The organism is Streptomyces sp. MS06 (assembly GCF_047200655.1).
In the GTDB taxonomy this organism is placed as follows: Bacteria; Actinomycetota; Actinomycetes; order Streptomycetales; family Streptomycetaceae; genus Streptomyces.
Map to the genome: position 1 here is coordinate 71,715 of NZ_JBJZOJ010000004.1, position 19,989 is coordinate 91,703.

Genomic DNA, 19,989 nt, shown 5'->3' on the forward strand with positions numbered 1-19,989 from the left:
CTGCCGCGGCACCCCTCCCCGGCCGCCGCGGGGTGCGGGCGTTCGGACCCCGCACCGCCGCGGCGGCGTCGCCGGGCCCCCGGTGGAGGGCCGGCTCAGCGGCCGTTCGGGGTGCGGTGCAGGGGCTGTTCGGGTTCCGGGCGCCGTACGGGCGGCGGGACGGCGCCGACCGCGGGAGCGTCGGCGTGCACGGTCAGCGGTGTTCCGTGGTGCCGGATGGTGAGCGGCCCTCCGGACAGCAGCGTGTACGTCGCCTTGTCGGGGCCCACCTCGACGCGCAGGCAACTGCCGCGGACCGTGAGGCGGAAGGCCAGGCCGCGGAACCGTTCGGGCAGCCGGGGTGCGAAGGAGACGGAGTCCCCGTCGCGGCGCATGCCGCCGAAGCCCGCCACCAGTGCCGTCCAGGTGCCGGCGAGGGAGGCGATGTGCAGGCCGTCGCGGGTGTTGTGCTCCAGGTCCGCCAGGTCCATCAGCGCCGCCTCGGCGGTGTAGTCGTAGGCGAGCCGCAGATGGCCCGCCCGGGCGGCGACGACGGCCTGCACGCACGCGGACAGCGAGGAGTCGCGGACGGTGAGCGGCTCGTAGTAGGCGAAGTCGCGGGCGATGTGGTCCTCGTCGAAGCGGTCGTCGCAGGTGTAGAGGGCCAGCACCAGGTCGGCCTGTTTGACGACCTGCTTGCGGTAGATGTCGAAGTAGGGGAAGTGCAGCATCAGCGGGTACTGGTCGGGCCGGGTGGCCGCGAAGTCCCAGTGCTGGTAGCGGGTGAAGCCGGCGTGCTGCTCGTGCACCCCGAGTTCGTCGTTGTACGGCAGGTGCACGGCTTCGGCGGCGTCCCGCCAGGCGGCGCTCTCCTCCTCGTCGACGCCGAGCCGGGCCGCCTGTTCGGGATGGTGTTCGACCGCGTCGGCGGCGGCGAGCAGGTTCGCCCGCGCCATCAGGTTGGTGTACGTGTTGTCGTCGGCGACGGCGCTGTACTCGTCGGGTCCGGTGACGCCGTCGATGTGGAAGGTGCCGCTCGCGTCGTGGTGGCCGAGCGAGCGCCACAACCGGGCCGTCTCGACGAGCAGTTCGACACCCGTCTCGCGGGCGAACCCGGTGTCGCCGGTCGCCGAGGTGTACCGCACGACCGCGTGCGCGATGGCGGCGTTGACGTGGAAGGCGGCCGTGCCGGCCGGCCAGTACGCGGAGCCTTCGCGTCCGTCGATGGTGCGCCACGGGAACGCGGCGCCGCTCAGGCCGAGCTGGGCCGCGCGCTCCCGGGCGACGGGCAGCGTGCTCTGCCGCCAGCGCAGCGCCTCCGCCACGGCCGCGGGCGACGTGTAGGTCAGCAGGGGCAGTACGAACATCTCGCCGTCCCAGAAGGCGTGCCCGTCGTAGCCGGAGCCGGTCAGGCCCTTGGCGGGGATGGCCCGCCGCTCGGCCCGCGCGCCCGCCTGCAGGACGTGGAACAGGGCGAACCGCACGGCCTGCTGGATCTCCTCGTCGCCGTCGACCTCGACGTCCGCACGCGCCCAGAAGTCGTCGAGGTAGCCGCGCTGCTCGTCGAGGAGTCCGCTCCAGCCGCTGTGCCCGGCGGCGGCGAGTGCCGCCTCCACCTGGTCGCGCATGGCGGGGCGGGAGCGGGCGCCGGACCAGCCGTGGGCGACGAACTTCTCCACCCGCAGCCGTTCGCCCGGTTCCAGCACGGAGGTGACGGTCAGCCGGGCGACGTCGGAGTTGCTCTCGCTGCGGGTCGTGGTCTGGTCCGGGCCGCTGATGACGTGGTCGGCGGCGACGGCGACGCGCAGCCCGCTGCGACGGGTGCGGTGCACCAGCCGCAGCCTGGGTCCGGCGGCGAAGTCCTCCTCCGGTTCCAGCGGCGCCTCCAGTGCCCGGGCGGCCCGAGGGTCGCCGTCCGGGTCGGGCAGGCTCTCGTTGGCGACCAGTTCGGACTGGATCACGACCCGGCAGCGGCTGTCGACGGGTTCCACCTCGTAGGAGACGGCGGCGATGGCCCGCTGGGTGAGGGAGACCAGCCGGGTCGCGCGGACCCGCACGGTCGATCCGGCCGGCGAGGTCCACTCGCAGACCCGTTCGAGCACGCCGCGGCGCAGGTCCAGGGTCCGCTGGTGGGAGACCAGCCGGCCGTAGCGCAGGTCGAACGGCTCGTCGTCGACGAGCAGCCGCAGCACCTTGCCGTTGGTGATGTCGATGACGGTCTGGCCGGACTCCGGGTAGCCGTAGCCGGCCTCGGCGTACGGCAGCGGGTGCAGTTCGTGGACGCCGTTGAGGTAGGAGCCGGGCAGGCCGTGCGGTTCCCCCTCGTCGAGGTTGCCGCGCCAGCCGACGTGGCCGTTGGACAGGGCGAACACGGACTCGCTCTGCGCCAGCAGGTCGAGGTCCAGCGAGGTCTCCCGGACGGCCCAGGGCTCGACTGCGTACGAACGCTCGGTGATCATGCGTGGCCTCCCAGTTCGGCCAGGTCCTGGACGACGCGGTCGGCGCCGTGTGCCCGCAGCGCGTCGGCCTGCCCGGCCCGGTCCACGCCGACGACGAAGCCGAACCGGCCCGCGCGGCCCGCGTCCATGCCGGCGAGGGCGTCCTCGAAGACGGCCGCCCGGCCCGGTGGGACACCGAGGTCGGCTGCCGCGGCGAGGAAGGTGTCGGGGTGCGGTTTGCCCGGCAGCTTCCGCTCGGCGGCCACCACCCCGTCGACGCGGACGTCGAACAGGTCCTCGGCGCCGATCGCGTGCAGCACCTCGCGGGTGTTGGCGCTGGACGAGACGACGGCGGTGCGCAGCCCGTGGTCCCGGACCGCCGCGATGTAGCGCATGGTCCCTTCGTACACCTCCACCCCCTCGGTGCGGATCCTGTCGAGCAGCAGTACGTTCTTCCGGTTGCCGAGTCCGTGCACGGTCTCCGCGTCGGCCGGGTCGTCCGGGTCTCCCTCGGGCAGGTCGATGCCGCGCGAGGCGAGGAAGGTCCGCACACCGTCGGCTCTGGGGCGGCCGTCGACGTACTCGTCGTAGTCGTGGTCGTCGAACGGCCTGGCGCCGTCGCCTTCGCGCTCGCGCAGGAAGGCGTCGAACATCTCCTTCCACGCGGCCGCGTGGACCGCCGCCGTTCTGGTCACGACGCCGTCGAGATCGAAGAGACACGCCTGGATGGCTTCGGGGAGACCGAGATCCGTCGTCATACAGGACACGTTTCCCGTCCCGGCGCTCCCCTACCGAGTGGCACACGCCACATCCGCGGGCCGGGTTCCGCGAACGGGGTGGCAGACTCTGCGGTGTGCCGCCGACTTTCGACGATCTGCTGGTCCGGGCCCGTGCACTGGCCGGGCGCCGCCGCCGGGCCCTCCTCGGTATCGCGGGCAGCCCGGGTGCGGGCAAGTCGACACTGGCCGGGCAGCTTGTCGCGGCCCTGAACGGCGACGGCCCGAACCGGGTGGCTCAGGTCCCGATGGACGGCTTCCACCTGGCCGACGCCGAACTGGACCGGCTGGGCCGACGCGGCCGCAAGGGCGCGCCCGACACCTTCGACGCGGCCGGTTACGTGGCGCTGCTGCGGCGCCTGCGCGAGGAGGACGGAAGCGGTGGGACGGTGTACGCGCCGGGGTTCGAACGGGATCTGGAGCAGCCGCTCGCCGGGGCCGTGCCGGTGGAGCCGGACGCCCGTCTGGTGGTGACGGAGGGCAACTACCTGCTGCTGGCGACGGGCGCCTGGGCGGGGGTTCGGCCGCTGCTGGACGAGGTGTGGTTCTGCGAGGTCCCCGAGGAGGAGCGGGTGCGGCGGCTGGTCGCCCGGCACGAGCGGTTCGGCAAGGTGCACGAGGAGGCGGTGGCGTGGGTACGGGGCACCGACCAGCGCAACGCGGACCTGGTGGCCGGCACCCGGGAGCGCGCCGACCTGGTCGTGCCGCAGGGCGCATGGCAGCCGCCCGGCGCGCTCCCGGCGCCCGCCGCCGGACCGGTGCCGAAGGACCCGGCGCCGACGCGGGTGGAGCGCTGAGGGAGGCGGAGCGCTGAGGGAGGCCGGGCACCGACGGAGGCGGGGCACCGACGGAAGGGTTCGGCTCCGGGTGAACCGCGGCGCGCCGCCGGCCGTACTCCCCGGTGCGGCAGAGGGGCTGCCGCCGCGAGGCGCCGGGACGTCGGCGCGGGGGGAACGGACGCTCGACGCCGGGTGCCCGTGTCCCGCCGCCCGCCGCCGCAGTGCGGGTGGCCGCGCCGGGACGGGGTGAAGGTGGGCGGACAGCGGGCGGTCGCGGCGGGCCGCGACGTGACTCCCGGCGCGGCCGGGGCCCGGGATCCGGGCGGAGCGACGCGGTCGGCGCGCGGGCTCCGGCGATGGGCGGTGGCGCTTCTCGTGGCCGTGCTGCTGGGCCAGATGGCCGCCGTGATGGTCACCACGGCCGTGCAGCAGACACCGACCATCGACGAACCCGTGTACGTCGGCACGGCCGCGGACTACCTGCACGAGCACCGGCTGCGCTACAACCCGGAGCATCCTCCGCTGGGCAAACTGGTGATCGCGGTCGGGGTGGCGGTGGCCGACCCGCACTACGACGCGGCGTTCACCGGCGACCAGGGCGCGTTGGGCCGGCATCTGCTGTACGGGTCGGGGAACGATCCGTGGCGGCTGATGCTGTGGGCGCGGCTGCCGGTGATCGTGCTGACGCTGCTGTTCGGGCTCGTGGTGTTCGCCTTCGCCCGGGATCTCGCCGGCCCGGTGGGCGGGCTGTGCGCGCTGGGGCTGTACGCGTTCTGCCCCGATGTGGTCGCACACGGTTCGCTGGCGACCCTGGACGCGCCCACCACCGGGTTCCTGCTGACGGCGGTCTGGCTGGTGTGGCGGGCGCGTCGGTCCCCGCGCGGGTTCCTGCCGCTCGCCGGTGCCGCGCTCGGTGCGGCCCTGGCCACGAAGATGAGCGCGCTGCCCGCGGTTCCGGTGCTGCTGGTGCTGGCGGGCGTGTCGGTGTGGCGCGGGGGTGCGCCCGGCCGGCGTCGGGCGCTGCGCCGGGCGGCGGCGGGCGCGGGCGTGCTCGCGGTGGTCGCCGTCGCGGTCGTGTGGACTTCGTACCTGCTGGTCGATCCCCGGTTGCGGTGGGCCCCGGAGCAGGTGCCGGCGGTGCACGGACTGCGCGGCCTGCTGGTGGACCTGCTGCCGTTCCCGCCGGCCTACCGGGACGGGGTGCGGATCCAGTTCGGGCTGGAGGAACTGCCCTGGCAGGGTTTCCTGTTCGGCCGCCTGTACACCGGGTCGCTCTGGTACTACCTGCCGGCGGCGCTGCTGGTGAAGACGCCGCTGGGCCTCCTCGCGGCGTCGGGGGCGGGTGGGGTGGCGCTGGTCGCCGTGCGGCGGCTGCGGGCCGCCGCCCCCTACGTGCTGGTACCGGTGGGGGTGCTGCTGGCCACGGCCATGCTGGGAGCGCGGGACTTCGGCACCAGGTACGCGCTGTTCGTGCCCGTGTTCGGGGCGGTGGCGGCGGGGTGCCTGTGCGCGTTGCGCCGGCGCCGGGTGTCCGCGGCCGCGGTGGCGCTGTCGCTGACCGTGGCGATCAGTTCGCTGCGTGCGTTCCCGTACTACCTTCCCTACGCGAACGAGGCGTTCGGCGGGCCGGCCGCGACGCACCGGCTGCTGCACGACTCCAACGTGGACTGGGGCCAGGACCTGGGCAGGCTGGCCGACCGACTGCGCACCCGGTACCCGGGCGAGCGGGTGTGGCTGGTGTACAAGGGCAGCGGGGTTCCGTCGGCCTACGGCATCCGCGCCGCCGATCCGCGGGCGGTGCCCGTGACACGGGTGCACGGGCTGCTCGTGGTGTCGGACTCGGCCGCGGCGAAGGCGCGCGGGCGGCTGGCCGAACTCCTCGCCAGCAGCCGGCAGGTCGACGAGGTCGGCCACTCGATCACCCTCTACCGCCGGTGACCGCGCCCGCGCACCGCAGCCCCGGACCCGCGTCGCGCGGGCCGGCGGGCGGGCCGCGGCGTCGGGCCGGGCGCCGGAGGGCACGGTAGCGCCCCGGTGCGGCGCGTGCGGTGAGCTATGTTGAATCACCGTGGGAGACAAAGGAGGCGCGGCCGTGCCATCGCCGCAGCAGGCTCGCGCTCAGGCATCGGCGATCACCTCTGGGAAGACCGCGCCGGAGGTGGAGGCGTCACCGACGTCCCGGCTGAGGGAGTTGTTCGACGGGCCCCATCTGTCGCCGGGGCAGCGGCGCATCGCCCAGTACCTGATCGAGAACATCACCGAGGCGGCCTTCCTCTCGATCACCGATCTCGCCGAACGTGTCGGGGTCAGCCAGCCCTCGGTGACCCGGTTCGCGGGTGCGGTGGGTTTCAGCGGGTATCCGGCGCTGCGGGAACGCCTGCAGTCGATCGCCCTGGGCACGCTGGCCGGCGGGGGGCCGGCCGAGGTCAACCGGAGCAACGAGTTGCAGGCGGCCGTCGATGCCGAGATCGGGAACCTGGAGAACCTGCGCCGGGACTTCGCCGACCCGGACCAGGTCATCGACGTCGGCCGCCGGCTCTCCCGGTCCGCGCCGCTGACGGTGCTCGGACTGCGTATCTCCGCCTCCCTGGCCGAGTACTTCGCATACGCGGCGCGCCGTCTGCACCCCGACGTCCGGCTGGTGACGCGGGGCGGCAGCGTGGCCTACGACGCTCTGCTGCAGTCGCGGGAGGCGGGCGGCACCTGGGTGCTGGCGTTCTCGATGCCCCGGCACGCGCAGGAGACCCTGACCGCGGTCCGGGTCGCGCGCGGTGCGGGCCTCAAGGTCGCGCTGGTCACCGACCTGTCCCTGGGTGAGCTGGCCGACGCCTGCGACGTCGTCTTCAGCACCGGGACGGGGTCGCGGCTGGTCTTCGACTCCTACGCCGCGCCCGGTCTGATGGCGGCGGCGCTGCTCCAGGCGATGACGGACGCCGGTCCGGAGCGGGTGCAGGCCAGGCTGGAGGAATACGAGCAGATCGCGGATCAGCACCAGTTCTTCCTGCGCGACTGAGTTTCCACCGGAAGAACAGCGGTGCCGGCCGGAGCCTCGACAGCGTGATCATATGGGTCGGTGCGGGAGCTTTCCTTTCAAATCGCGCATGAATGTTTTCATACGCCTTGCCAAGTCCTCGGCATATATAAATACTGCACTCGGCCGCACCACCCCGCAGCCGCCGTCCCCTACCCACGTCGGCGAACGGGGAGTCCGGTCGGGCACCGCATGTGCGCGCGCCCGTGGCGGCCTCGGTCATCCCCTGGACCGGGGCCGCCCCATCCGTCGGACCACCCCTCTCGACGCCGGAAGCGAAGAACATGCACTTGACGACGACGCGCATCAGCCCGGACTGGCCGTGCCAGGTCAAGCCCCCGGGTTCCTTCGACTGGGAGCGCTCGGCGGCCAAGTGGCTGCGCGAGCTGGTACCCGCGCGCTACGCCAGCTACCCGGCGCTCATCCGCCACCCCGTGCTGCTCGCCCGGCACGCGCAGATCCAGGTCCAGCAGGAGACCCGGGTGGCCCGGACCGCCCTGCAGACCGCACGCGCCGACCTGCCCCGGCTCGGCATTCCCGAGTCCGTCATCGAGCACACCATCAAGCTGTACGCCGCCGAGGTCATGCAGTTGCAGCACATCGCACGCAGCGTGCGCGCGGTGACCCAGGCCCTGGTCGACCACCACGCGGGACGCTGACCCGGGACCCGGCCGACCCCGTTCGGGGCGCTGACCGGCCGCGGCACACCCCGCCGCCCGGCCGATCACCGCGCGACACCGCGCGACACCACACCGCGACCCGGCGTCGCCGGTGCCCCCGCCCGCGCCGCGGGCAGCCGGGGCGGGCCGCGCACGCGCAGGCCGCGGCTGCGGCCGCCGCCGGATCGGTATACCCGGGACCGCCATCCGGGCCGCCGCCCTGTGCGATGCTCGTTTCCGTGACGAGCGATCGGGGCCGACCGGCCGACTGGGACACCGTGCCCGACCTCGCCGCGCTCACCGGAGTGGTGGCCCGCCAGCGCGCCGAGCTGGACCGGATGGGCGAGGCCATGGCGACCTCCGCGGTCCTGGAACGGGCCAAGGGCGCGCTGATGGCTCTGACCGGCTGCTCCCCGGACGCCGCGTACGAGGAGTTGCTCCGGCGCGCCAAGAGCCGCGAGCGCACCCTGCTGGAGGAGTGCTGGGTCACCCTCGGCGGCCTGCCCCCGCACCCGGGCCCGTCGGGTACGGAACCGTCCGAGTCCGCGGACCCCGGGCCGGCACCGTCCGCCCCTCCGGGCGCGGTCGCGGTCCACGACGCCGCCGCCCTCGCCCGCCTGGGACAGTCCCTGATCCACGTGCACACCCTGCCGGGCCTTGCGACGGCACTGCTGGAGCAGCTCGCCCGGACCGCTGACGCCGACGCCGTCATGCTCTACGCACGCCTGCCCACCGGCGGTCTGGAGCTGGTCGGTCACGCCGGTGTCGACGACCGGCTCGCCGCCCAGTGGCGGCAGGTGCCGCCGCTCAGCACCGTCGCGGCCCTGCACGCCCTGCAGACGCAGGAGCCGTGCTGGATCGAGGACCTCGACGAAGCCGGCAGGCGGTACCTGCTGATGGGGGAGTCTCCGGAGCGCTGGCCCTGCCGCGCGTGGCTCCCGGTGACGACCGGCGGCCGGGCGGAGGTGGCGCTCGGAGTCCTGCGCGCCCGGGACGAGCCCTTCTCGCCCCGGACCCGCGAACACCTGCGGTCCGTGGTCCGGCTCTGCGCAGGCCGGCTGCGCGTGCTGGAGGCCCCGCACGACCGCGGCACCGACACGGCGACGGAAGTGGTGCAGGAGCTGTTCGACGCCCTGCCGGGCGCCGCCCTGCTGCTCGCCCCGCTGCGCGCGCCGGGCGGGGAGATCGAGGACTTCCGGATCGACGCGGCGGCCCCGCAGACGGTCGACGCCACCGGCCGGGCCGGGCGGGACCTGGTGGGCGTACGGCTGCTGGACTACCGGCCGACGGTCACCGCCGAACCCCTGTGGCGGGGCTGCCTGCACACCCTGGCCACGGGGCAGCCGTACGCGGGAGAGCCCTTCGCCCAGCAGGAGACCTCGGCCACCGGGGCCGGCGGCCTCACCACCTACTCGGCGCGGGTGGCCCGCTTCGGGGAGCGGCTGGTGGTCACCTGGCTCCGGCACGACCCCTCGGACCGGCAGGAGCAGCGGCTCAGCGAGGTCCAGCGGCTGGGCAGGCTGGGCTGGGCCACCTGGAACCTCCTCACGCAGGAAGCGTCCTGGTCGGCCGAGGCCTGCGAGATCCTCGGCCGCGATCCGGCGCGCGGCCCGGTCGGGCTGACCGAACTGGCCGCCCTCGCGGTGCCGGAGGACATGCCGCTGCTGGCCACCGCCGTCGGGCGGCTGCTGCGCGACGGACACGCGTTCGACCTGCCGTTCCGGCTTCCCACGGCGAAGGGGGTACGGCATCTGCGGCTGGTGGCGGAGGCGGTCGCCGACGACCACGGCACCCCCGTGGAGGTGCACGGTTTCCTGCAGGACCTCACCGCGCAGCGCAGCGCCGAACTCGCCCTCGTCGAGAGCGAACGGGCGGTGCTGACCCAGCACGGGGCACTGCAGGCCGAACGCACCGTGGCGGCCCGGCTGCAGCACGCCCTGCTTCCCCTGCCCGCCGGTTCGCGGTCGCTGGCCGGACTGCGGGTCGATGTCGCGTACCTTCCCGCGCAGTCCGGGCTCAACGTCGGCGGCGACTGGTTCAGCGCGATCGAACTGCCCGGCGGGGACGCCCTCTTCGTGGTCGGGGACGTGGCCGGTCACGGCATCGACGCGGTCGCCGTGATGGCCCAGCTGAGGTTCACCGCCAAGGGCATGGTCAGCACCGGCTCCTCCCTGACCGGCGCCCTCGCCCGGCTGAACTCGCTGCTGAGGCACGCACCGGGACCGCACGGCAACGCCACCATGGTCATGGCGCGCTACCGGGCGGCCGGGCGTCGGCTGGCCTGGGCACAGGCGGGGCACCCGCCACCGGTCCTGGTGCGCGGCGGGAGCGCCCGCTTGCTCACCCGGCCGCGGGGAGTGCTACTCGGGGCCACCGACGAGCCCGTGTTCGAGGAGTCGCAACTGGATCTGGCACCCGGCGACCGGCTGGTGCTGTACACCGACGGCCTGGTGGAGCGGCCCGGGGAGAGCATCGACCAGGGTTTCGCCCGGCTGGTCGACGCCCTCTCGTCCAGGGGGCCGGGAACCGCCGGGGCGTCGGCCGCCCGGCTGGCCGCGGCCCTGGAGAGCGAGCAGCGCGACGACGTGTGCGTCCTCGACATAAGGGTGCCGGTGGAGCCCGGGCCCGGGCGGTAGCCGCGCCGAAGCACTGCCGGGCACGGATCGGCGACCGGAGCGCCGGCGCCGGCTCAGCGAGCGGTGCCGTCCGCCAGGAAGCGGTGCAGGGAGTCCGTCACCGCCGCCACGAAGGCGTCGCGTCGGGCGTCGTCCAGGGCGTCCAGGGAGAGGTAGGGGTTGAGGTCCTCGAGCTCCACCAGCAGCAGCCGGCCGTCGCGGGTCCGGCAGGCGTCGACCCGCTGGATGCCGTGGCGCATCGCGTTCCAGTCGATGAAGCGCCGGGCGAACCGCAGGTCCTCGTCGGTGGCCCGGTACGGAACCAGCTCCCAGCGGCGCGCCGGGTCGGGCGCGTAGAGGGCGTACTGGAAGACGTCGTCGACGTAGCAGAAGGAGATCTCGTGGCGGATGTCGAGCCACGGCTGGACAAGGACGTCGGGCGCGGCGGCCGCCTCCCGGAGTCCGCCCGCCGGGACGGTCTGCAGGCCGATCGAGTCGGCGCCCAGCAGCGGCTTGACGACATAGCTGCGGGCGTCCGGCAGGCGGTCCGTGCCCGTGCCGCCGGCGACGGTGGGGATCACGGGGTACCCGGCGGCGCTCAGTTCCGGAAGGTACTGCTTGCCCGCCATGTCGGCCCTGCCGGTGAGCGGGTTGTACACCGGTACGCCCTCGGCCGTCGCACGGGCGCGGAAGACCTCGTACTGCTGCCGGTAGCCCAGTACCGGGCCGCTGTTGCGGACCACGACGGCGTCGAAGCCGTCCATCAGCGCGGCCGCGTCCCGGGGATGGCACAACGCCAGGTCGAACCGCTCGCGCAGACGGGAGCTGAGGAAGACGTCCTCGTCGCCGTAGCGGCGTCCGCGGGCCGGGTAGGCGAGGTCCGTGACGTAGAGGAGGCGGGCTCGGCGGGCGTGGGGCATGGGGACTCCTGCGGGCGGCGGGGCGCGGGGCTGCGGCCCGCGGCACCGACGAGGCTACGTGGCCGGTACGGCAACCGGGCCCCGGCACCCTCCCCCCTTGCACTCAGTACCCTGCCGAGAGGGAACTGAGTGCCATCCTGACTCGCGGATGCTACGTTCGCATCCATGAGCTCCAGCACTGCGGCATCCGGGTCCGGCGACCGGACGGGGACGGCGGCGGTCCGCCCGCCGATGCGGGAGGCGCTGGTCACGGCGGCCTTCCGGCTGTTCCTGGAGCGGGGTTACGAGCAGACCACGGTGGACGACATCGTGGCGCTGGCCGGGGTGGGCCGGCGCTCGTTCTTCCGCTACTTCCCGTCGAAGGAGGACGTGGTCTTCCCCGACCACGAGCGGTGCCTCGCCGAGATGAAGTCGTTCCTCGCGGAGAGCGGCGCGGAGCACGAGCCGGTGGCCCGGGTCTGCGACGCGGCCCGCCGGGTGCTGCGCATGTACGCCGAGAACCCCGCCTTCTCGGTGCAGCGGTACCGGCTCACCAAGAAGGTGCCGGGGCTGCGCGCCTACGAGTTGTCGGTGGTGTGGCGCTACGAGCGGGCGATGGCCGAGTACCTGCGCGGGCGTTACGCCGGCCGGCCCGACGGCATCCTGCGGGCCGACACGGTCGCGGCGGCCGTGGTCGCGGCGCACAACAACGCGCTGCGGTCCTGGCTGCGCTCGGACGGGCAGGGCGATGCGAGCGCGGCCGTGGACCACGCCCTGGAGTACGTCAGGGCCGCGTTCGGCGCGAGCGGCGGGCCGGCGGTCGGCGAGCCGGACCAGGACGTCGTCGTGGTGGTCTCCCGCCGGGACGCGCCGCTGTGGCGGGTGGTGCGGGAGATCGAGGCGACGCTCGGGCGCGGCTGATCCGCCACTCCGCAGCCCTCCGGGGTACGCAGTACCTTTACCTATGGCACTGAGTGCCATACTCTGTGGTGCGTGCACGGTCGCACGGTGGGCCGCGCACCGGCGTGGCGGGGTGACCGCGAACGCCGGATTCCGGCCGAGCGCAGGGAGTTGACCAGCGTGTACCACCACTCAGGAACCGCCGTTCAGCAGGCGTCCGGCGCCCCTGCGGGCGTCCTGGAACCCCGGTCCGCGGACACCGAGGCCATCGTCTTCCAGCGCTGCACCTGGTGCGGCACCGCCACCTACCACCGGCTGCTCTGCCCGGTCTGCCGGGGCAGCGAGCTGCGCACGCAGCGCAGCGAGGGCATCGGCACCGTGCGCCACTCCAGCGTGGTCCACCGCAACACTCCCGCGGCGCGCAACGTCTCGCTGATCGAGATGGCCGAGGGCTTCGTGGTGCGGGGCAGGGTGATGGGCCCGCCGATCGGCATCCACAGCGGCGACCGGGTCCGGCTGTCGACCGCCAAGGACCCGGTGCGCGGCGAACCGGTCTTCCAACTGCTCGACGAGCCCTACCGCGCCTGGACCTGAACCGCCGTCCCTCCCGGGCGAGACCGCACACCGGCTGCCGGCGCGGGATCCCCGGGCGCGCGAAGCGACCCGGCCCGCCCCCGCCCGGGCCTCACCGCCAGCCATCGCCCCGGGACCGAGCGGGCGGCCTCCGCCACCGCTGCGGGACCGGAGCGTGGTGCCGTCTCCGCCACCGGCCGGGGACCTGCCCCGGGCCGGTGCTCCCCCGGCAGGCCCAGCTCGGGGTCAGGAGCGCGGCGAGACGCGGATCCCGACCGAGCCGTCGGTACCTCGGCGCAGCCGGCTGCCGAGTAGCGTGAGCCGCCCGACGAGGCCGTACTTGCGGGCGATCAGCCCGCGGTACCGGGCCGTGTCCGTCCGGTCGCACAGTTCGGCGGTGGCGGCCACCTGCTCGCCGGTGGGCCTGCCCCGCATGTCGCAGGGGCCGACCAGCACCTCGCCGCCGGCACGGATGCGCTTGACCTTTCCGGAGTCGGCGGCCGTCCACACACCGAGGGTGTCGCCGTCGCGCACCACCCACACCGGTGTCGGTACGGCGGTGCCGTTCTTCCGGTGGGTGGTGAGCAGCAGGTACTTGCCGGCACCGAGCCGGGCGAGCGACGTGGAGTCCATGCGGGGAGTGTAGGCGGGCGACCGCGGCCCCGGAGCCCCGTGTGCAGGACGCGAACGGGCCGGGCGGGACGCGGACGGACTGGACGGGACGCGGACGGTCCGGGCGGGACGCGGACGGTCCGGGCGGGACGCGGACGGTCCGGGCGGGACGCGGACGGTCCGCGCGGGACGCGGACGGTCCGCGCGGGGCGACCGGGGTGCCGCGTGAACACGGCGGCGGCCCGGCCCGTATCACGGACGGGCGGCCCTCGACGGCAGGAGGGGCCCCGCGGTGGGGATGCCGCGCGTTCGGGGTTCGGGAGCCATGCATGAGGCACGCACGACGACGGATCATCCGTCGGGTCGCCCGGCTGACAGCGGTCGGCGGACTACTCCTCGGAGGGGCGATGGTCGGACAGGCGGCCATGGCGGGCGAGACACCGGCGGGGTCGCGGACGACGGCCGGCTCCGCGGGGTCGGCCGCACGGATCGGCGCCGATCTGGTGGCGCGGCTGGGCCCCGGGCGGACGGCGGGCAGCTGGATCGGCGCGGACGGCCGTCCGGTGGTGGCGGTCACCGACCGGGACACGGCCGCGCGGGTGACCGCGGCGGGCGCCGAGGCGAAGGTCGTCCGGCACAGCACGGACGAGCTGCGGTCGGCGCTGGCGGAGCTGCGGTCGGCCCCGCGGGTGCCCGGCACGGCGTGGTCGGTCGACTACCGGACGAACCGGGTGGTGGTACAGGGGGACCGCACGGTCCCGGCCGCCGACTGGTCCCGGATGACCCGACTGGCGAACGGCATCGGCGGATCCGTGACCATGGAGCGCACCCGGGGCGCGTTCACCCCGCGACTGAACGGGGCGCGGCCGATCCTGTCCACCGGGGGCCGCTGCTCCGCCGGGTTCAACGTGACCGACGGGCAGCGGGACTTCGTGCTCACGGCCGGCCACTGCGGGCCGGCGGGTTCCGTGTGGTTCGCCGACAGCGCGGCGACTCGGCGGATCGGCTCCACGGTCAGGTCCAGCTTCCCCGGTCAGGACTTCTCCCTGGTGCGCTACGCGGGCGGCCGGGCGGGCGAGGGAGCGGACGTGGTGGCGATCGGCGGTGGGACGGGGGTGCGGATCACCGGTGCGGGCGAGGCGGTCGTGGGCCAGCGGGTGTTCCGCAGCGGCAGCACCAGCGGGCTGCACGACGGGGAGGTGACCGGTCTCGACGCGACGGTCAACTATCCGGAGGGCACGGTCACCGGCCTCATCCGGACGGACGTCTGCGCGGAGCCCGGCGACAGCGGGGGGCCGCTGTTCTCCGAGGGCATCGCCCTGGGGGTGACCTCGGGTGGCAGCGGCGACTGCACGACGGGGGGTACGACCTTCTTCCAGCCGGTGACGAAAGCGCTGTCGGCGCTGGGCGTTCGGCTGATCGTGTCGGGGGCCGCCGATGGCGGCCGGCAGCCCGGCGGGGCGGCCATGTCGTCCGACGGAGCCGGGCGCGGCGCGCTCGCCCCGGGTGCGGCCGCGCCGGGTTCTTCGGCGCCGGTCGGCGGGGGCTCCGGTACGGAATCGCTGGCTGCGCGCCTGACCGACACCCGGAACATAGGTCCCGGGCTGCTGGTGATCGCGGGGAGCCTGATCGCACTGGTGGCCACCCGGTTCGTCCGGGCGGAACAGGACCGCAAGGCGTTTCGCCGCCACTACTCGACGACATGGGGTTGATCGGGGTGCGGGGCCGGCCGGGCGGCCGCCCCGCAGGGCCGGTTCACGGAAGGCGAAGGCGGCGGGGGTCGCGGCGGGGCGGCTGTCAGGCCGCCTCGGCCGACTGGGGGGCCGCGGCGGCCCACTCCATGACGAGCCGCTGGTACTCCATGCGCTGCTCGCCTGTCAGTGTCCCGCCGGATCGGCGCCACAGGGCCCGGATCTCTTCGTTGACCTCCGCGGCCGATCGCTCGGAGAGGGGTTCAACACTGGTGGACATGCTGTGAAGCATACGGGCCCGGACCCCGGAACGAGATCAGAGAAAAGCCACCATTCGGGCATTTCGGACGTGTGAAGGGTCACGCCCATCTCCGGTGATTTGTGGGCCAGTTCACGTCCCGGCGGTAGCGGCGTTCCCGCCCGGACGCCCCACCCGGACCCCACCCGGACGTGTCTCCTGCGCGGCCCTGGCGCGGCCGGGCGGCCGACTCGCGGCCGTGCCCGGACCGGCCCCGGCGCGGTGCCGAGGGCCGGGTCGTCCGGCACCGGCCGTGATGAGGCGCGTGCGCATGCTCACGACATCCTGTGCCGGGGGTTCCGCATGCCGTCGCGGGCGTTCCCCGGCACCGCGGGCTCAGTGCCCGCGGGCGATCCACTCGTCCAGGTGCGGCGCTTCCTCGCCGATGGTGGTCGGCTCACCGTGGCCGGTGAGCACCCTCGTCTCCGGCGGGAGGGTGAGCAGGCGGTCCCGGATGGAGGCGATGATCGTCGGGAAGTGGGAGTACGAACGGCCGGTGGCGCCGGGGCCGCCGCGGAACAGGGTGTCACCGGTGAGGACGATGCCGAGGCCCGGGTCGTACAAGCAGACGGCTCCGGGTGCGTGCCCCGGGGTGTGCAGCACGGTCAGGTCGGCTCCGGCGGCCTCGATGACCTGCCCGTCGACCAGATGGGCGTCGGGGTCGCGGTCGGGGTGGGTCCGCCTCCACAGCGGCAGATCGTCGGGGTGCAGCCAGATGGTGGCGCCGGTGGCGTCGGCGAGGGCGGGCGCCGCGTCGATGTGGTCGTCGTGGGCGTGGGTGCACACGATCGCCTTCAGACGCCGGTCGCCGACGGCGGCGGCGATGGCGGCGGCGTCGTGGGCGGCGTCGACGACCACGACCTCCTCGTCGTCGCCGACGAGCCACACGTTGTTGTCGACGTCCCAGGTGCCGCCGTCCAGGCTGAAGGTGCCTGACGTGACGAGGCGTTCGATGCGGGCGGTGGTCACAGCACCACCACCGAGCGCAGCACGTCGCCCTGGTGCATCCGCGCGAACGCCTGCTCCACCTCGTCGAGGCGGACCGTGCCGGTGACGAACGCGTCCAGCGGCAGCCGCCCCTGCCGGTGCAGGTCGATCAGCATGGGGAAGTCGCGGGAGGGCAGGCAGTCGCCGTACCAGGAGGACTTCAGCGCCCCGCCGCGCCCGAACACGTCCAGCAGGGGCAGTTCGAGCGTCATCTCGGGAGTGGGCACGCCGACGAGGACGACGGTGCCGGCGAGATCGCGGGCGTAGAAGGCCTGCCGGTACGTCTCGGGGCGGCCGACGGCCTCGATGACCACGTCGGCGCCGAAACCCCCGGTCAGCTCGCGGATCGCCGCCACGGGGTCGGCGTCCGAGGAGTTGACGACGTCGGTGGCGCCCAGGGAGCGGGCGGTTTCCAGTTTGCGGTCGTCGAGGTCGACGGCGATGATCCGCGCCGCTCCGGCCAGGCGCGCCCCGGCGACGGCCGCGCCGCCCACTCCCCCGCAGCCGATGACGGCGACGCTGTCGCCCCGGCCGACGTTCCCGGTGTTGATCGCGGCGCCGATTCCCGCCATCACCCCGCAGCCGAGCAGTCCGGCGACGGCCGGGGAGACGGCCGGGTCGACCTTGGTGCACTGGCCCGCGGCGACCAGGGTCTTCTCCGCGAACGCGCCGATGCCCAGGGCGGCGGAGAGCGCGGTCCCGTCGGAGAGGGTCATCTTCTGCGCGGCGTTGTGGGTGTCGAAGCAGTACCAGGGCCGCCCGCGTCGGCAGGCCCGGCAACGCCCGCAGACGGCACGCCAGTTCAGGATGACGAAGTCGCCGGGCCCGACCTCGGTCACGCCGTCGCCGACCGACTCCACGACGCCGGCGGCCTCGTGGCCGAGCAGGAAGGGGAACTCGTCGCTGATGCCGCCCTGTCTGTAGTGCAGATCGGTGTGGCAGACCCCGCAGGCCTGCACGCGGACCACGGCCTCCCCGGGTCCGGGGTCGGGCACGACGATCGTCTCGACACGCACCGGCTCGTCCTTGCCGGGCGCGATCACGCCGCGTACTTCCTGCGCCATGGTGCTGAACCTTCCGTCGGCGGGCATGCGGTCCCCGGCCGACCCTACGCGCGCGGCGGCGGTCCGGGCAGGTGGCGCGCTACGGACGAAGCGGCGCCCGCGCCGGCCTGAACCCGACGGCCGTGACCCTGCACGGCCCCGCCTCCGCAGGGCCGTCAGGAACGGCTCCGAACCGGGCCCGTGCGGGAAGCCCCGCTCCGGAAGCCCGCTTCGGCGGGCGCGGCCCCCGCCGCATCCGGGGTCGTGACGCCGGACACCCGTCGCCCCGGGCGCCCCGGCCGCGCCCTGCGGTCACGGCACTGCCGCCGCTCAGTACTCCACGGCGGGCAGCAGACCGGTCACCGGGGCGGCCAGGTCGGTCACCTGGTGCAGTTCGTTGAGCTTCTGCAGCCCGTTGAGCCCGGAAAGCTGCTCGGAGACCCGGGGCAGCTCCGCGCGACGGGCCTCGGGGATCTCGCTGGCGGCGAGGGAGTCGAGGGTGGTGACCGGGTTGAGCTTGCCGGTGTCCTGGGCGGCTGCGTCGGCGGCGTTCGCCATCGGTGCGGCCAGGCCCGTGACCCCGGCGGCGAGGCAGGCGGCGGCGAGGATTCGACGAGTGGAGATCATGCCCTCAGCAACGGTGACCGGGGCCCGGCGGACACGGCCGTGCCGCAGCGCTCACCCGACAGGCGCAGCCGGGGCCCAGCGGTTGCCGCGCCGGTGCGGGCAGAGGAACCTCGAAATGAGGCGCCACGCGGCCCGCCTGCCGGACACTCGGCCGCGGCCCTCCGAGGAGGTCATCATGGGCACCACCGCACCCACCGGTTTCGACGCCGACACCCTGCGCCGTGCCGTCGAGGGCGAGAACGCGACCGTTCTGCTGTCGCTCTACGCGGACGACGCGCAGATTCGCCTCGTCAACAAGGACGCCCAGCCCAGTCGGCCGAAGGTGCTGCACGGCCGGAACGAGATCGCCGAGGTGTTGAACGACGTCTACAGCCGCGATCTGAAACACCGGATGGAACAGTGCGTGATCGAGGGGGACCACGCGGCCTACAGCGAGTCCTGCGAGTACCCGGACGGTCTGCGGGTGCTCTCCGAGTCGATGATCACGCTGCGCGACGGCAAGATCTCCGAGCAGATCATGATCGAGGCCTGGGACGACTGACACATCCTCACCGCGTGAACGCCCGCCAACCGTCGCGCCCCCGCCGGGCGCGGCGCCGGGTGGGCGTCCGGGCGTGCTTCCGGCGGAGGCCCCGGCGTCCCGGGGCGCCGCCGGACCGGTTCGGGCTGCCGCGGAGCGGCCGGAGGCGGGAACGCGGCCACCCGTTGCCGTGTCGGACGACGCCCGCTCCGCAGCCTCCGCTCCGCAGCCCCCCTCGGCCTCGACTGCCGAGGGGTGGTCGGGCAGGCGGGTCGGGGGCGTCGAGAGGAGCGGACCGTGCGGGAGATCCTCCCGGTGCTGAGCGGCTGGTACGCCTCGGGCGTCCCGTTCGGGCTGGCCACGGTGGTCTCGGTGAGTCGCAGCGCACCGCGCGGCCCGGGTGCCGCCATGGCCGTGGGCCCCGCACAGGAGGTCGTGGGAAGCGTCTCCGGGGGCTGCGTGGAGGGAGCCGTGTTCGAACTGGCGCAGGAGGTGGTCGCCGACGGCCGGTCCCGGCTGGAGACCTTCGGCTACAGCGACGACGACGCCTACGCGGTCGGGCTCACCTGCGGCGGCGAGATCACCGTCCTGGTGCGGCCGGTCACGCCCGAGCTGGATCCCGCGTTCGGCGCGGTCGCGGAGGCGGTGGCCGCCGGTGACCCGGTGACCGTCGCCACGGTCACCGACGGCCCGGCACGGCGCGGAGCGACGATCGCCGTCCGGCCGGACCGGCTGGTGGGCTCGCTGGGCGCGGCCGGCCTTGACGCGGCGGTGACGGCCGACGCGCGCGGCGGGCTCGCCGTCGGAGCCACCGGCCTGCGCCACTACGGTCCGGGCGGCGAGCGGCGCGAGGACGCCGTGTCGGTGTTCCTGCACTCCTTCGCGTCGCCGCCGCGGATGCTGGTCTTCGGGGCGATCGACTACGCGGCGGCCGTCGCCCGGATCGGCGACTTCCTCGGCTACCGCGTGACGGTGTGCGACGCCCGGCCGGTGTTCGCGACGCCGAGGCGTTTCCCGCCGGGAGTGGAGGTGGTCGCGGACTGGCCGCACCGCTGCCTGCGGGCCACCGCCACCGACGAGCGCACGGTGGTGTGCGTGCTGACGCACGACCCGAAGTTCGACGTGCCGCTGCTGGAGGAGGCGCTGCGCCGACCGGCCGCCTACATCGGCGCGATGGGCAGCCGGCGCACGCATGACGACCGGAGGAGACGGCTCGAGCAGGCCGGGGTGACGGAGCGGGAACTGGCCAGGCTGCGCTCACCGATCGGCCTGGACCTGGGTGCCCGGACTCCCGAGGAGGTGGCGGTGTCCGTCGCCGCCGAGATCGTCGCCCTGCGGTGGAGCGGCAGCGGCGCACCCCTGACCGCCACGTCGGGTGCGATCCACCCCGCGCGCGGTCACGCGTCCTGACGGCCGGGAGCAGAGCCGCGGCCGCGGCGCCCACGGGTCGATCGACAGGTGAGACTGTGCCTGCCGCTCGTCCTGACTTCGGCGAGCACTCGGAACCCGGCGACCCGGCGACCCGGCGAGCTCCGAGCGGATTTCCCCCGGCTCGGCGAGAC

General features: G+C 74.5%; 18 protein-coding genes. 10 read left to right on the forward strand and 8 right to left on the reverse strand.

The genetic code is table 11. The features are described from left to right. Positions 1 to 95 precede the first annotated feature (95 nt). Both ACL02U_RS03335 and ACL02U_RS03340 read right to left on the reverse strand, forming a co-directional pair. Positions 96 to 2,438 (reverse strand): glycoside hydrolase family 65 protein, encoded by a 2,343-nt coding sequence (locus tag ACL02U_RS03335; protein WP_412789069.1) that lies wholly within the window; start codon positions 2,436 to 2,438, stop codon positions 96 to 98. Continuing rightward, positions 2,435 to 3,175 carry an HAD family hydrolase gene (locus tag ACL02U_RS03340; protein ID WP_412789070.1) on the reverse strand — a complete coding sequence of 247 codons (741 nt, stop codon included), beginning with the start codon at positions 3,173 to 3,175 and terminating at the stop codon, positions 2,435 to 2,437. Before ACL02U_RS03340 ends, ACL02U_RS03335 begins: the two co-directional genes overlap by 4 nt. Positions 3,176 to 3,270: 95 nt before the next feature. Between ACL02U_RS03340 and ACL02U_RS03345 the strand changes: the two genes are divergently transcribed. The 5 genes from ACL02U_RS03345 to ACL02U_RS03365 all read left to right on the forward strand — a co-directional run bounded on the left by ACL02U_RS03345 (position 3,271) and on the right by ACL02U_RS03365 (position 10,298). Next, entirely contained in the window at positions 3,271 to 3,990 is a 720-nt protein-coding gene (locus ACL02U_RS03345) for a nucleoside/nucleotide kinase family protein (protein WP_412789071.1), read from the forward strand. A gap of 378 nt (positions 3,991 to 4,368) precedes the next feature. After that, positions 4,369 to 5,910 (forward strand): phospholipid carrier-dependent glycosyltransferase, encoded by a 1,542-nt coding sequence (locus ACL02U_RS03350; protein ID WP_412789169.1) that lies wholly within the window; start codon positions 4,369 to 4,371, stop codon positions 5,908 to 5,910. A 154-nt stretch (positions 5,911 to 6,064) separates the two neighbouring features. After that, entirely contained in the window at positions 6,065 to 6,985 is a 921-nt protein-coding gene (locus ACL02U_RS03355) for a MurR/RpiR family transcriptional regulator (protein WP_412789072.1), read from the forward strand. Positions 6,986 to 7,287: 302 nt separating this feature from the next. Beyond that, complete coding sequence (locus ACL02U_RS03360) at positions 7,288 to 7,662, forward strand: hypothetical protein (protein WP_412789073.1); 375 nt, start codon at positions 7,288 to 7,290, stop codon at positions 7,660 to 7,662. Positions 7,663 to 7,901: 239 nt separating this feature from the next. Further along, a complete protein-coding gene (locus ACL02U_RS03365) occupies positions 7,902 to 10,298 on the forward strand; it encodes a SpoIIE family protein phosphatase (RefSeq protein WP_412789074.1) in 2,397 nt (798 codons plus the stop codon). A gap of 53 nt (positions 10,299 to 10,351) precedes the next feature. Here ACL02U_RS03365 and ACL02U_RS03370 read toward each other — a convergent pair whose 3' ends face one another. Continuing rightward, positions 10,352 to 11,197 carry a hypothetical protein gene (locus ACL02U_RS03370; protein ID WP_412789075.1) on the reverse strand — a complete coding sequence of 282 codons (846 nt, stop codon included), beginning with the start codon at positions 11,195 to 11,197 and terminating at the stop codon, positions 10,352 to 10,354. Between the two features lie 165 nt (positions 11,198 to 11,362). Here ACL02U_RS03370 and ACL02U_RS03375 point away from each other — a divergent pair, with 165 nt between their 5' ends. Both ACL02U_RS03375 and ACL02U_RS03380 read left to right on the forward strand, forming a co-directional pair. Continuing rightward, on the forward strand, positions 11,363 to 12,097 hold the full coding sequence (locus ACL02U_RS03375; protein WP_412789076.1) for a TetR family transcriptional regulator: 735 nt from the start codon (positions 11,363 to 11,365) through the stop codon (positions 12,095 to 12,097). A 159-nt stretch (positions 12,098 to 12,256) separates the two neighbouring features. Beyond that, positions 12,257 to 12,670 carry a Zn-ribbon domain-containing OB-fold protein gene (locus ACL02U_RS03380; RefSeq protein ID WP_412789170.1) on the forward strand — a complete coding sequence of 138 codons (414 nt, stop codon included), beginning with the start codon at positions 12,257 to 12,259 and terminating at the stop codon, positions 12,668 to 12,670. Positions 12,671 to 12,895: 225 nt separating this feature from the next. Here the strand turns inward: ACL02U_RS03380 and ACL02U_RS03385 are convergent, their stop codons facing one another. Further along, positions 12,896 to 13,282: a PPOX class F420-dependent oxidoreductase gene (locus ACL02U_RS03385; protein ID WP_412789077.1), complete on the reverse strand. Its 387-nt coding sequence runs from the start codon at positions 13,280 to 13,282 to the stop codon at positions 12,896 to 12,898. A gap of 308 nt (positions 13,283 to 13,590) precedes the next feature. Between ACL02U_RS03385 and ACL02U_RS03390 the strand changes: the two genes are divergently transcribed. Then, a complete protein-coding gene (locus ACL02U_RS03390) occupies positions 13,591 to 14,973 on the forward strand; it encodes a S1 family peptidase (protein ID WP_412789078.1) in 1,383 nt (460 codons plus the stop codon). Positions 14,974 to 15,058: 85 nt separating this feature from the next. On the opposite strand, the gene ACL02U_RS03395 is transcribed toward ACL02U_RS03390, so the two are convergent. The 4 genes from ACL02U_RS03395 to ACL02U_RS03410 form a co-directional block, all read right to left on the reverse strand. Next, on the reverse strand, positions 15,059 to 15,244 hold the full coding sequence (locus ACL02U_RS03395; RefSeq protein ID WP_412789079.1) for a hypothetical protein: 186 nt from the start codon (positions 15,242 to 15,244) through the stop codon (positions 15,059 to 15,061). Between the two features lie 342 nt (positions 15,245 to 15,586). Continuing rightward, positions 15,587 to 16,219: an MBL fold metallo-hydrolase gene (locus tag ACL02U_RS03400; protein ID WP_412789080.1), complete on the reverse strand. Its 633-nt coding sequence runs from the start codon at positions 16,217 to 16,219 to the stop codon at positions 15,587 to 15,589. Next, a complete protein-coding gene (locus tag ACL02U_RS03405) occupies positions 16,216 to 17,301 on the reverse strand; it encodes an S-(hydroxymethyl)mycothiol dehydrogenase (protein ID WP_412789081.1) in 1,086 nt (361 codons plus the stop codon). Before ACL02U_RS03405 ends, ACL02U_RS03400 begins: the two co-directional genes overlap by 4 nt. A 309-nt stretch (positions 17,302 to 17,610) precedes the next feature. Then, positions 17,611 to 17,907, reverse strand: coding sequence for a hypothetical protein (locus ACL02U_RS03410; protein ID WP_412789082.1), 297 nt, complete (start codon positions 17,905 to 17,907; stop codon positions 17,611 to 17,613). A 175-nt stretch (positions 17,908 to 18,082) separates the two neighbouring features. Here ACL02U_RS03410 and ACL02U_RS03415 point away from each other — a divergent pair, with 175 nt between their 5' ends. Beyond that, on the forward strand, positions 18,083 to 18,448 hold the full coding sequence (locus ACL02U_RS03415; protein ID WP_412789083.1) for a nuclear transport factor 2 family protein: 366 nt from the start codon (positions 18,083 to 18,085) through the stop codon (positions 18,446 to 18,448). Positions 18,449 to 18,724: 276 nt separating this feature from the next. After that, complete coding sequence (locus ACL02U_RS03420; RefSeq protein ID WP_412789084.1) at positions 18,725 to 19,837, forward strand: XdhC family protein; 1,113 nt, start codon at positions 18,725 to 18,727, stop codon at positions 19,835 to 19,837. Positions 19,838 to 19,989 lie beyond the last annotated feature (152 nt).